Source organism: uncultured Sphingomonas sp., assembly GCF_913778135.1.
Lineage (GTDB): Bacteria > Pseudomonadota > Alphaproteobacteria > Sphingomonadales > Sphingomonadaceae > Sphingomonas.
In genome coordinates this window covers 1-12,385 of the sequence record NZ_CAJYVU010000074.1, presented here as the reverse complement: position 1 = coordinate 12,385, position 12,385 = coordinate 1, and the positions used below count along the sequence as shown (strand labels likewise).

Annotated in this window: 9 protein-coding genes and 1 tRNA gene; 7 read left to right on the top strand and 3 right to left on the bottom strand. The window is 65.9% G+C overall.

Annotation, left to right across the window (positions count from 1 at the left end):
• Window positions 1–625, top strand: a 625-nt coding sequence (locus QZ847_RS07265) for a zinc-binding dehydrogenase (protein WP_294354864.1), incomplete at its 5' end; no start/stop codon positions are given.
• 666 nt (window positions 626–1,291) lie between these two features.
• On the opposite strand, the gene QZ847_RS07260 is transcribed toward QZ847_RS07265, so the two are convergent.
• Window positions 1,292–1,365 (bottom strand) — tRNA-Cys (locus QZ847_RS07260).
• A 161-nt stretch (window positions 1,366–1,526) separates the two neighbouring features.
• Here QZ847_RS07260 and QZ847_RS07255 point away from each other — a divergent pair.
• Genes QZ847_RS07255 through QZ847_RS07235 form a run of 5 tightly spaced genes read left to right on the top strand, consistent with a single transcriptional unit; the run spans window position 1,527 to window position 9,081 of the window.
• Entirely contained in the window at window positions 1,527–2,195 is a 669-nt protein-coding gene (locus QZ847_RS07255) for a protein-L-isoaspartate O-methyltransferase (RefSeq protein ID WP_294354861.1), read from the top strand.
• 10 nt (window positions 2,196–2,205) lie between these two features.
• Window positions 2,206–3,717, top strand: coding sequence for a TolC family outer membrane protein (locus tag QZ847_RS07250; RefSeq protein WP_294354859.1), 1,512 nt, complete (start codon window positions 2,206–2,208; stop codon window positions 3,715–3,717).
• A 32-nt stretch (window positions 3,718–3,749) separates the two neighbouring features.
• Complete coding sequence (locus QZ847_RS07245; RefSeq protein WP_294354856.1) at window positions 3,750–4,301, top strand: DUF2497 domain-containing protein; 552 nt, start codon at window positions 3,750–3,752, stop codon at window positions 4,299–4,301.
• 59 nt (window positions 4,302–4,360) lie between these two features.
• Window positions 4,361–6,403 (top strand): S9 family peptidase, encoded by a 2,043-nt coding sequence (locus QZ847_RS07240; protein WP_294354854.1) that lies wholly within the window; start codon window positions 4,361–4,363, stop codon window positions 6,401–6,403.
• A 53-nt stretch (window positions 6,404–6,456) separates the two neighbouring features.
• Window positions 6,457–9,081: a valine--tRNA ligase gene (locus QZ847_RS07235; protein ID WP_294354851.1), complete on the top strand. Its 2,625-nt coding sequence runs from the start codon at window positions 6,457–6,459 to the stop codon at window positions 9,079–9,081.
• A 21-nt stretch (window positions 9,082–9,102) separates the two neighbouring features.
• On the opposite strand, the gene QZ847_RS07230 is transcribed toward QZ847_RS07235, so the two are convergent.
• On the bottom strand, window positions 9,103–9,855 hold the full coding sequence (locus tag QZ847_RS07230) for an SIMPL domain-containing protein (protein ID WP_294354846.1): 753 nt from the start codon (window positions 9,853–9,855) through the stop codon (window positions 9,103–9,105).
• Between the two features lie 129 nt (window positions 9,856–9,984).
• Here QZ847_RS07230 and QZ847_RS07225 point away from each other — a divergent pair, with 129 nt between their 5' ends.
• On the top strand, window positions 9,985–11,445 hold the full coding sequence (locus tag QZ847_RS07225) for an MATE family efflux transporter (protein WP_294354843.1): 1,461 nt from the start codon (window positions 9,985–9,987) through the stop codon (window positions 11,443–11,445).
• A 15-nt stretch (window positions 11,446–11,460) separates the two neighbouring features.
• Here QZ847_RS07225 and QZ847_RS07220 read toward each other — a convergent pair whose 3' ends face one another.
• A complete protein-coding gene (locus tag QZ847_RS07220; protein ID WP_294354841.1) occupies window positions 11,461–12,348 on the bottom strand; it encodes a diacylglycerol kinase family protein in 888 nt (295 codons plus the stop codon).
• Window positions 12,349–12,385: the final 37 nt, after the last annotated feature.

Here is a 12,385-nt window from a genome sequence, read left to right as displayed (position 1 = left end):
ACCGTCCGCGCTGTCGCTCTTGGATGGCGCGTTGGTTGAGCCGCTGGCTGTCGGATTACATGGAGTGTCGCTTGCGCGATTGAAGCCAAACGCACGGGTGCTGGTGCTCGGTGGCGGTACGGTCGGTCTGACGGCGACCTTTTGGGCGCGCAGGTTGGGTGCCGGCCGACTGGTCACGGCGTCTCGCTCGAGGCGGCGCGAATCGCTTGCACTTGCAATGGGGGCCGATGCCTTCGTCACCTTGGGTGAGGGGGAGGGCGAACGCATCGCCGAAGCGCTTGGCGGGCCACCGGATTACGTCTTCGAAGCGATCGGTGTCGTCGGCGCGCTGCAGCAATCGGTCAACCTGGTGAAACCGAACGGCGAGGTCATCTCAATGGGCTTCTGCATGGCGCCAGATGCCGTCATCCCCGGGATCGCGACGTTCAAGCAGGTGAAGCTGACATTCTCGATGGCGTGGACGCTGGAGGAATTCCAGACCGCTGTCGATCTACTCGACCGAGGCGATGTCGAGCCGCGGGCCATGGTGTCGAACACCATTCCACTCGACGCTTTGCCGGGGATGATAGAGACCTTGCGAGGAGCGCACAATGAAACCAAGGTACATGTCGAGCCCTGGGCCTGATGTGAGGGCTCGTCGAACACGGATATAAGAGGTTGGGGGCAGCGATCGTAGCTTCTGTCAAACCGCCGCCAGTATGTGGGCAGCCCGCACATGATCGCGAATGGCTTCGGCGCAGGTAACGGCGATTGTCGTATCTGACCTACCGGATGCGCGTAGGCCTGGGATGCATGGCTGGATGCACTTTGCTTTGAGGCTCCTGGACCTGTCGGCTTGGTAGCGGTGATCGCCGAGTAGCCATTGCGCCACGGGCAGGTCGTCCAGCGAAACCCGCGCGCTGGTGCGGTCGACAAGCTGCCAGACCGTCATGAAAAGCTAAACGGTCGGCTGTTCGCAACCGCGACGACATGGCGCGTAGTATTCATCCTGCCACAGTCGCGTCCGATTTAGCGGCCAAGGTCTCCTATCAAGACCGGAAGGCTCGATGTCGTACGCCGCGCCTCGAGGTAAACGTCAATTATCACGGCCTTAGGCCCCGCCGTGATCGTCTAGGCGACGAGGCACCATCGATAGTCACCGACTGAATTGACCGGCTGCTCCTGCGGTTGTCGAGTAATCGGCGGCCGATCTTCTTTCTGCATCGCAAAGGCCACCGGCCCCGCCGACGCGGCCCCGCGACCTGCACGACTTGCAGGAATAAGCACCTTGGCGTGAAAATCGACGAAAGATTGGAGGCCCGACCGGGAATCGAACCCGGGTGCAAGGATTTGCAGTCCTCTGCGTCACCACTCCGCCATCGGGCCTCGACGTCGGGAGGCGCGGCAATGCGCAGGGCAGGGCGCGCGTGTCAAGCCTGCGCCGGCGTGGACGCTCGCAAGTGTTGGCGGCGCGCGGCTGGTTCGGTACATAGCGTGATCGAAGAAGTGTGTTGTCTTACTATGACAGCTCTGGCACAGGAAACGCAATGACCGCGACGACGCTCCATTCCGACCGATTCGAAGCCATGCGCATGGCGATGGTGGCGAGCCAGCTTCGTCCCAGCGGCGTCATCGACGCGCGCGTGGTCGCCGCGATGGCGGAAACCCCGCGCGAACGCTTCGTGCCCGCCGGCATGGAGGCGCTCGCCTACCGCGACACGACGATTGATCTGGGCGAAGGGCGCCGCGCCAATACGCCGCTCGCGACCGCGCGATTGCTGGTGGAGGCACGGCTGCGCGCCGATGATCGCGTGCTGCTGATCGGAGCGGGGACCGGCTACACCGCCGCGATTATCGCGCAGATCGCGCGCGAGGTGATCGCGGTCGAGAGCACGCCCGCGCTCGCCGCGGCGGCGCGCGAGAACCTGCGCGACTATCCAACTGTCACGGTGATCGAGGGTCCGCTCGATCGCGGCCACGCTGCCGGTGCGCCCTACGATGTGCTGGTGATCGACGGTGCGGTCGAGGAAGTACCCGCCACGCTGTACACGCAAGTGGTCGAGCGCGGTCGGGTGGTCACCGGTCTGGTCGACCGCGGCGTGTCGCGCTTGGCCGCGGGCGCGCGCGATGCCGACGTGATCGGGCTGCTGCCGTTCGCCGACTACGACAGCGTTCGTCTGCCCGGCTTCGCGAAACCGCGTTCCTTTACCTTCTGAGGACTCCTTCTTGCGCGCTTCTCTTCTCCTTCTCGGGACGATCCTTGCCGGCACGAGTGTCGCCGCCGCCTCGGCCGAGACGCTGCAGGAAGCGCTGCTGAAGGCGTATCAGACCAACCCGACGCTTACCGGCCAGCGCGCCGGGCAGCGTGCGGCGGATCAGAACGTGCCGATCGCGCGTGCGGCGGGACGCCCAACCGTCGCGACCTCGGGTGGGCTGAACGAGAATTTCATTCGTGGCGGCAACAGCTTCACCTCGCCCGAGCGATCGCTCAACGGCACGATCGGGGTGACGGTGCCGGTGTACCAAGGCGGTGCGGTGCGCAATTCGGTGCGCGCGGCGGAAATCCGCGTCGAGGCGGGACAGTCGACACTGCGCCAGACCGAAGCGCAACTCTTCACCGCAGTGGTTAGTGCCTACAACAACGTCCTGCGCGACGAGGCGATCGTCGGGTTGAACGCGCAGAACGTGCGCGTGCTGGAAACCAACTTGCGCGCCAGTCGCGACCGGTTCGAGGTCGGCGACCTGACGCGAACCGACGTCGCACAGTCGGAAGCGCGCCTGAGCTTGGCGCGGGCGCAGATGCAGACCGCGCAGGCAAACCTGATCACCAGCCGGGAAAGTTACGTCAGCCTGGTGGGTGAGGCGCCCGGCACGTTGGCGGCTCCCCCCGCGCTGCCACACCTGCCGACCTCTCCGGATGCGGCGGTCGAGGTGGCGTTGCAGGACAATCCGCAGCTTCTTGCCGCTCGCCGGAGCCGCGACGCGACCGATTATGACATCAAGGTCGCGCGGGCGAGCCGGCTACCGCAGGTCGGCGTGACGGTTGGCCAAAACTATTCCAATTTCCTCGGCACTTTGGGTTCGGGGCAGGGTTATCAGGGGACGCAGTCGGGCACCTCGACCGCGGCGGGACTGTCGCTCAACCTGCCGCTGTTTCAGGCCGGGCGTCCGGCGGCGTTGATCCGGCAGGCGCAGGAGCTTCGTTCGCAGGCAATCGAGCAGGCGACGCTCGCCGAGCGGCAGGTGATCGCGCAGACGCGCTCGGCCTATGCGGTGTGGCGTTCCTCGCAGGAGGTGATCGCGTCGGCTGAGGCGGCGGTCGCGGCGAACAAGCTGAGCCTGGAGGGCGTGCGGGCGGAGAACAGCGTCGGCACGCGCACCATCCTCGACATCCTGAACGCCGAACAGGAACTGCTCAACAGTCAGGTGACGTTGGTGACCGCCAGGCGCGACGCGTATGTCGCCGGCTTCGCACTGCTTGCGGCGATGGGCGAGGCCGAGGCGCGCGATCTTGGGCTGGAGGGCGGGCCGCTCTACGATCCGAGCGTGAATTACGCGCGCTACCGCGGCAGCATATCCGATTTCGATACGGACATAGCATCATCGACCGCGGCATCGTCGACCAAGTCGGTACCGGCACAAAATGCAGACGTCACGCGTCCGCTCGAGCCGATGTTGCAGAGCGATGTTGACAGGAGCACGCGGTTAACCACAGGTGCGGACACGCGGCGTCCCTGACGGGAGCCGAAGGGCGGGCAAACGGGGTTACGATGGGCGACATGAGCGCGGAGCCTTCGATGGAGGACATTCTTTCCTCGATCAAGCGCATCATCGCGGAAGAGGGCGACACCGGTACGCCGCGTCATCGCCGCAACGGTCAGGGTCGCGCGGCGCCGCTGCCGATGAGCCGCGACGAGGAGGATGAAGACGAGGTGCTCGAATTGAGCGACCCGATCTCGCCACCGGCTCCGCCAACGCCGCCTCCGGTGGCAGCGCCGGCGTTCGATGCACGTCCGGCAGCCGCGACAACACGCACGCAGAACGCGGCACCACAGGCTGCCTCGATGCAGGCGCACATGGCCGATCATCATGAATCGCATGCTGCTCATGTCTCCGCCGCGACGGTCGAGGCGACCCGCGGCGCACTCGACTCTCTGTCGCGGTTGCTGGTGAAGCCCGAGCCTGAGAGTGACGGCACGCTGGAGGGCCTTGTGCGCGAGATGCTTCGACCGATGGTGTCCACCTGGCTCGACCGCAACCTGCCCGCGATTGTCGAGCAACTGGTTGCGCGCGAGATCGCCAAAATCACCGCCGCGCAGTAGTAACACCCGGCATCGTTCGCGCGATTGTTTCGAGCGCGACGATCTGCTTAACCGGGCGCATGAAGAGCATGATCGCGGCGACGCTGTTCGCCACCACCGCCGCCCTGTCGATCGCTGCCGTGCCCGCCGCCGCGCGGCAATTGACGATCAACGACGTGATCTCGCTATCGCGGGTCGGCGCGCCGACCATGTCGAAGGACGGGCGCTGGCTCGTCTGGGCGCAGCGCGAGGCCGATGTCGCGGCCGATCGCGGCCACTACGATCTGTGGCGGCTCGACCTGTCGCGCAGTGGCGCGGTTCCCGAGAAGCTGGCGGCCGACCCGAATCTAGATGAGAATGATCCGCAGATCGTCGGCACGATGGTCTATTTTTCTGCCGACGACGCGATCTGGTCGGTGCCGGTCACGGGTGGGACACCGCGCCGGCTAACCGACTTCAAGGGCGGCTTCAACGGCTTCAAGGTCGCACCGACCGCCGATCGCCTCGTCGTATGGGCCGATCGCAAGCCCGGCGCGCCGAGCCTTGAGCAGCCGGTAGTCAAGAAGGACCCGCTCGCGGGATCGGGCCGCACCTACGATCAACTGTTTGTCCGGCACTGGGACACGTGGGCGGACGGCACCCGCTCCCAGCTGTTCGTGTTGCCGCTGACGAGTGCGGGCGCACCGGGCAACGGCATCGCGATCGAGGGTGCACTGGTCGGCGACGCGCCGTCCAAGCCGTTCGGCGGCAGCGAGGAAGTCAGCTGGAGCCCAGACGGCCGTACCGTGTATTTCGCGCTGCGCGAGGCAGGTCGGATCGAGCCATTGTCGACCAACCTCGACATCTTCTCCGCGCCCGCTGACGGCTCTGCGCCACCGACCAACCTGACCGCGGGGAACAAGGCAACCGACACGCAGCCGAGCGTCTCGCCTGATGGACGCAAGCTCGCCTATCTCGCGATGCGCCGTCCGGGGTTCGAGGCCGACCGCTACGTGCTGACGATCCGCGATCTGTCGACGGGCAACACCGTCTCGCTAACCGAGCGCTGGGACCGGTCGGTTGGATCGATCGCCTGGGCGCCCGATTCGCGCAGCCTCTACGTCACTGCGGAGGACACGCAGGAGAACCCGCTCTGGCGCGTTGACGCGGCGAGCGGGCAGGTGACGCGGTTGACGCAGGCGGGCAACGTCTCAGGCGTCGCGATCGGGCCACGCGGCGCGGTCGTGTCGATGAACAGTCTGACCGCACCCGACGACTTCTACCGTGTCGCAGGCGGTGCGCCGCAGCGACTGACGCAGGTGAATGCGGCGAAGCTCGCCGGCATCGACATGCCGACCGTCGATCGCTTCAGCTTCAAGGGCGCGAACAACGACACCGTCTGGGGCTATTCGGTCAAGCCGTATGGAAGCAGCGGCAAAGTGCCGATCGCGTTCATGGTTCACGGCGGGCCGCAAGGATCGAGCAACAACAGCTGGTCATACCGCTGGAACCCGGCGGTGTTCGCCGGCGCCGGCTACGGGCTTGTGGCGGTCGATTTCCACGGCTCGACCGGATACGGGCAGGCCTTCACCGACTCGATCAGCAACAACTGGGGCGGCTGGCCGCTAGAGGATCTGCAGAAGGGCCTCGCCGCCGCGACCGAGAAATATCCGTGGCTCGACGCGGACAACGCCTGCGCGCTCGGCGCATCCTACGGCGGGTACATGATGAACTGGATCGAGGGACGCTGGCCCGACCGGTTCAAGTGTATCGTCCAGCACGACGGCGTGTTCGACGCGCGCGCGATGGCGTACGAAACCGAAGAACTGTGGTTCGACGAGTGGGAGCACGGCGGGAAGGCATATTACGAGGACCCGCAGGCGTTCGAGCGCTGGAATCCGGTAAACTACGTCGCCAAGTGGAAGACGCCGCAGCTCGTCATTACGAGCGAGAAGGATTTTCGTATCCCGTATACGCAGGGGATCGCCGCCTTCACTGCGCTACAGCGGCGCGGCATCCCGTCGCGTCTGCTGGTGTTCCCGAACGAGAACCATTGGGTGTTGAAGCCTAAGAACTCGCGGCAATGGTACGGCGAGGTGCTCGGCTGGATGGACCGCTGGACCAAGGGCGAGCCGCAGCGCTGAGGTTCGCAACTCAAACGTGACTTTCGCGGGGTCGGTTGGCTAAGGGCAGTCGCATGAGCGAACTCCCACAGAACACGTTGGCGAAGACCTTCGACCCCGCCGCGATTGAGACCCGCTGGTACAACCATTGGGAAGAGAAGGGGCTGTTCCGTCCCGAGCGACCTAATGCGGAGCCGTGGACGATCGTCAACCCGCCGCCCAACGTGACAGGCTCGCTTCACATCGGTCACGCGCTAGACAACACATTGCAGGACATTCTCGCCCGCCACGCGCGATTGAAGGGCAAGGACGCGCTGTGGGTCGTCGGCACCGATCACGCCGGCATCGCGACGCAGATGGTGGTCGAGCGGCAGATGAACGCCGCGGGTGAGAAGCGCACCGACCTGTCGCGCGAGCAGTTCGTCGAGCGCGTCTGGAACTGGAAGGCGGAAAGCGGCGGCGAGATAACGCGCCAGCTGCGCCGGCTCGGCTGCTCGATGGATTGGGCCAACGAGCGCTTTACGATGGACGAGGGCTTCTCAAAGGCCGTGCTCAAGGTCTTCGTCGAGCTGCACCGCGAAGGATTGCTCTACCGCGACAAGCGGCTGGTGAACTGGGACCCTGGCCTCGGCACCGCGATCAGCGATTTGGAAGTCGAGACGCGCGAGACGCAGGGCAAGTTCTGGCACCTGCGTTACCCGCTGGAAGACGGGATGGGGTTCATCTCGGTCGCGACGACGCGGCCCGAGACGATGCTCGCCGACATGGCGGTCGCGGTTCATCCCGACGACGAGCGTCACCGCGACAAGATCGGCAAATACGTCCGCCTGCCGATTACCGGGCGTACGATCCCGATCATCGCCGACGAGCATGCCGACCCGGCGCTGGGTTCAGGTGCGGTGAAGATCACGCCGGGGCACGACTTCAACGATTTCGAGGTCGGCCGACGTGCGGGCATTGAAGCGCGCGACATGCTCAACATGCTCGATGCGCAAGCGCGGATCGCGCAGACCGCAGACGGCCTCGTCCCCGACTACCTCCTCGGCATGGACCGGTTCGAGGCGCGGCGCGAGATCGTCGAGGCATTAGCGGCGCAGGAGTATCTGGAGCGCGTCGAGGACCGCGTGATCCAAACGCCATACGGCGACCGCTCGGGTCAGGTGATCGAGCCGTGGCTGACCGATCAATGGTACGTCGACGCGAAAACGCTGGCGCAGCCGGCGATCGAGGCGGTGCGCGACGGTCGCATCAAGATCGTGCCAAAGACGTGGGAGAAGACCTTCTTCAACTGGATGGAGAACATTCAGCAGTGGTGCGTCTCACGGCAACTCTGGTGGGGGCATCGCATTCCGGCTTGGTTTGCCGAGGACGGCCGCATCTTCGTCGCCGAAACTGCGGAGGAAGCGCAGGCGCAGGCGGGCGAGGGCGTCGAACTGCGGCAGGACGAGGACGTGCTCGACACATGGTTCTCTTCCGCCTTGTGGCCGTTCGCAACGCTCGGCTGGCCCGAGGGCGAGGATCGCACGCTCGCCGGTCGCTACCCCAATGACGTGCTGATCTCAGGCTTCGACATCCTGTTCTTCTGGGATGCGCGCATGATGATGCAGGGAATGCACTTCATGGGCGACGTGCCGTTCCGCACGCTCTACCTGCACGGCCTCGTCCGCGCGGCCGACGGCGCCAAGATGTCGAAGTCGAAAGGCAACACGGTCGATCCGTTGGGCCTGATCGACAAATACGGCTCCGACGCGCTGCGCTTCTTCATGGCGGCGATGGAGAGCCAGGGTCGCGACATCAAAATGGATGAGAAGCGGGTCGAGGGGTATCGCAACTTCGCGACCAAGCTGTGGAACGCCAGCCGCTTCGCGCAAGTGAACGGCATTGGCGGTTCGACCACGCTCGATCCGCCGGTCGCGACTAACGCGGTCAACAAGTGGATCGTCGCGGAGGCGATCGCAACCGTGCAAGCGGTCGATCTTGCTCTGGCCGACTATCGCTTCGACGCGGCAGCGAACGCGATCTACCAGTTTACGTGGAGCCGGTTCTGCGACTGGTATCTCGAGCTGATCAAGGGTGCGATCGATGACGAGACCAAGGCGATCGCGGGCTGGGTGCTCGACCAAATCCTGATCCTGCTCCACCCGTTCATGCCGTTCATCACCGAGGAACTGTGGCACGCGCTGGCTCCGCGTGAGCACGATCTGATCGTCGCGCACTGGCCGATGGCGGACGCGCGCGCGCTCGATCCCGTCGCAGGCGCGCAGGTGTCGGGGCTGATCGAGCTGATCGAGGCGGTACGCGCTGCGCGTGCCGAGCTTAACGTGCCGCCGGGGGCGCGGATCGCGCTCCACATCGGCGCGAGCGCGATCCCGGCCGAGATCGTGCCTTATGTCGAGCGGCTCGCCCGCGTCACCGTGACCGCGGGCGAGGCCGAAGGCGCGCGCGCGCCGATCCTCTGGGGCGCGGAGACCTTCGCGCTCGCGCTCGAAGGCGTGATCGACCTTGAGGCCGAGCGTCAACGCCTCACCAAGTCACTCGCCGCCGCGCGGAAGGAGCGCGATGCGCTCGCCGGACGGCTCGACAATCCGAGTTTCGTCGAGCGCGCGAAGCCCGAGGCGGTGGAAAAGGCCAAGGCCGACCACGCGGAGAAATCCGCCGACGCCGAGCGCTTCGCCGCCGCGCTCGCACGGCTTGGCTGACCGGGGCGGCGCGACGGCGCGTCAGGGAATGATGCGGTAGGTCACGCGTGCGATCGCCTGCGTCTCGATCGGGCGCGGCGCAACGGTTACGTCGATCGGAGGCGGCGGTGGCGGTGGTGGCGGTGGCGCGGGTGCGGCGATCATCGCTCCCGTGACCATGATCTCGTCAGGCGTTTCGTCCCGCCCGCTGTCCGACGCGTAAAGCAGGTCGCCGAGTTTCACCTTCGCACCCTGCGCGATCGCTTCGGCGCGGGTGCGTGCGTCCGCCAGCGCGGCGGCCATCGCGCGCCGCTGTGCGCCGCGCGGATCGGCAAGGAGGTACGAGGACACGCGCGGATCGCGTGCGCCCAGCCGGCCGATCAGCCCGGTGATCGTGCCGACCTTCGCGACGTCGCTGGTGCGTAGTTCCAGCGAAAGATCAGCGACATAGCCGATAATCGCGCACAGCCCCGCGTCGAGCTGCGGCGGGCCATAACTATTCGCGGTACATTCGCTGCGGCGGACCGCGCGGATCGATACGTTGCCGCCTTTCGCGGCCGCACTGGTCAGCGAACGAATGCCGCCGTCGACCGCCGAACGCGTCGCGTTGAGCTGCATCAGCGCTGCGTCCGACGTCGGGCCTTCGCCGTGGATCTTCCAGCTCACCACCGCGAGGTCGGGCGGCGTAAATGCGTTGCCGCTACCTGTTACGCTGATCTGCGGGGTCGGCGCGGCGTCGCCCGTGCCTCCCTGAACCAGTAACATCATCGCCAACCATGACGCGGTGAACGGCATCTCATCTCCCCTTCGGCACGTATGCTAGCCCAAGCCGGGTGAGGGTTCCAAGCGTCGCGCCCGCTGCTTGTAAGCGTTCGCGCGCAGCATCCGCGGAACGGATCGGCGCGACGAGGGTAGGGCAGCGACATGGACGAAGCCTCCCCGCCCGCGACGCATGGACCCCAGCGCGACCTGACGCGTGGACCGATCGGCAAGACGCTGCTCGCCTTTGCGCTTCCAACGCTCGGATCCAACGTGCTCCAATCGCTCAACGGGTCGATCAACACGATTTGGGTCGGGCGCTTTCTTGGCGAGAATGCACTCGCCGCGACGAGCAACGCGAATATCATCATGTTCCTGATGTTCGGCATGGTGTTCGGTTTCGGCATGGCGGCGACGATCATCGTCGGACAGGCATGGGGCCGGCGCGACCACGACGCGGCGCGGCGTGCATTCGGCTCCGCGATTGGCCTCGTTCTTGCCGGATCGGTCGTGACCGGCGCGCTCGGCTGGATCTTCGCGCCGCAGATCCTGACGCTGCTCGCCACGCCAGGCGACGCTTATGGCGAGGCGCTGGCGTACCTGCGCGTGATCTTCCTCGGGCTGCCTGCCTCAATGCTGCTGGTGCTGATGTTCATGGGGCTGCGCGGGATCGGCGATTCGCTCACGCCCCTGTGGTTCATGGGGCTGTCGGTTGTGCTCGACGCCGGGCTCAACCCGGTCTTCATCCTGGGCCTCGGCCCCGCGCCCGAACTGGGAATCGCTGGGTCGGCGACCGCGACGCTGATCGCCAACGTCGTCGCGTGCGCGGTGCTGGTCGGCTACATTTACCTGCGCGACCTGCCGCTGCGTCTGATCGGCGAGGAACTACGCTACATCCTGCCCGAGCGCGAATTGATCGGCACCATCGTCGGCAAGGGGCTGCCGATCGGCGCGCAGATGCTGGTGATTTCCAGCGCAGGGCTGGCGATGGTCGGGCTGGTCAATCGGAACGGCGTCGACACCACCGCCGCCTATGGCATTACGCAACAGCTGTGGACCTATATCCAGATGCCCGCGATGGCGATCGGCGCGGCGGTCAGCGCAATGGCAGCGCAGAATATCGGCGCGGGCCGCTGGGACCGCGTCGGTGCGATCACGCGCAGTGGCATCATCTACAATCTGGCGATTACCGGCGTGATCATCGTTGTCGCGCTGCTGTTCGACCGGCCGCTGCTGTCGCTGTTCGTGCCCGAAGACTCGGCGGTGCTCGGCATCGCGGAACACGTGAACCTCGTCTCGACTTGGGGCTTCGTGCTGTTTGGCGCAACGATGGTGTTGTTCGGGGTCGTGCGTGCGAACGGCGCGGTGTGGGGGCCGCTGGCGATCCTGTTCACCGCGATGTTCCCGGTGCGCCTTGGCGTCGCACTCGCGCTCAGGCCGACGCTGGGTGCGGATGCTTTGTGGTGGAGCTTTCCGCTCGGCTCGGCGACGACGGTGGTGCTCGCCGCGCTCTATTATCGCCACGGCGGCTGGCGAAAGGGCGCGTTGCTCACCCCGGAGGCGCATTGCGACGAACGCAGTCACGCGGACGTCGAACCGGGCGGCAACATGCGTCCGGCGAGCTAACGTAGCCGCAGGTGCCTAGCGCGGTACCATCACCTCGATTACCGCGGCCGCGATGTGCGCAGTGACCGGCGTGTGTGCCAGAACCTCGCCATCAATCGAGATGGGCATGCCCGACGGTTCGGTGTCAATCCGGATGCTCTTGCCCGAGAAGGACGTGGTGTGTTCGCGTCGCGCCTCATGTCGGAAGAACGCTGCGGCCCAGTTCTTGACCAGGTTGCGCTTGAACGGACCCTTTACCGCCTGGACGACGATCTCGCCCGAGTCGACCTTTGCCCCCTCGACCACGTCGGTGCCGCCGTGGAAGGGGCCGTTAGAGATGCGCACCTCCACCGCCTTGATCCGCGCCGCGGAAGCGCCTTCACCGACGATAAGCGTGAAGGAGTGAAAGCGAAGGAACTGCAGCGCCGCCCAGCCGAGATAGCCGACGCGCCCGGCAACTTTCTTGAGCGCATGCGGAACGGTCGCAGCGATCTGCGGACTGATCCCCATTGCCGCGCAATTGGCGTAATAGTCGCCGTCGATCACGCCGAGATCGATCCGCCGCGGCGTGCCATCGGCAAGCACGCGCACCGCACCTGCAATGTCGAGCGGGAGCCCGAGCGACCGTGCGAAGCTGTTGGCGGTGCCGAGCGGCAGCACGCCGAGGGTCACGTCCTTTCCCACGAGCAGGTCGACCAGCCCACTGATCGTGCCGTCACCACCGCCGAGCACGACGAGGTCGGGCTTCTTCGCCAGCGCGCGTGTGACGGTTGCCTCAAGCTCCTGCGGATCTTCAACCGCGTGCGCGTCGACCGGGAATGGCAGCGCGCGCATTTCCTTGCAGGCACGCGCGAACAGTTTTTGGCCGCGGCGCGATTTGGCGTTCACGATCAGGGCAGCGGACGCGATGCGCGTATGTGTCATGGAACGTTGAACGCCCCGGCTTCGCTTTCGCTTCCGT

Bases quoted from the DNA above. Each gene is read 5' to 3' on its own strand.
- QZ847_RS07245 (WP_294354856.1), top strand. From the start codon at position 3,750: ATGGGCGACATGAGCGCGGAGCCTTCGATGGAGGACATTCTTTCCTCG.
- QZ847_RS07255 (WP_294354861.1), top strand. From the start codon at position 1,527: ATGACCGCGACGACGCTCCATTCCGACCGATTCGAAGCCATGCGCATG.
- QZ847_RS07235 (WP_294354851.1), top strand. From the start codon at position 6,457: ATGAGCGAACTCCCACAGAACACGTTGGCGAAGACCTTCGACCCCGCC.
- QZ847_RS07230 (WP_294354846.1), bottom strand. From the start codon at position 9,855: ATGCCGTTCACCGCGTCATGGTTGGCGATGATGTTACTGGTTCAGGGA.
- QZ847_RS07240 (WP_294354854.1), top strand. From the start codon at position 4,361: ATGAAGAGCATGATCGCGGCGACGCTGTTCGCCACCACCGCCGCCCTG.
- QZ847_RS07225 (WP_294354843.1), top strand. From the start codon at position 9,985: ATGGACGAAGCCTCCCCGCCCGCGACGCATGGACCCCAGCGCGACCTG.
- QZ847_RS07220 (WP_294354841.1), bottom strand. From the start codon at position 12,348: ATGACACATACGCGCATCGCGTCCGCTGCCCTGATCGTGAACGCCAAA.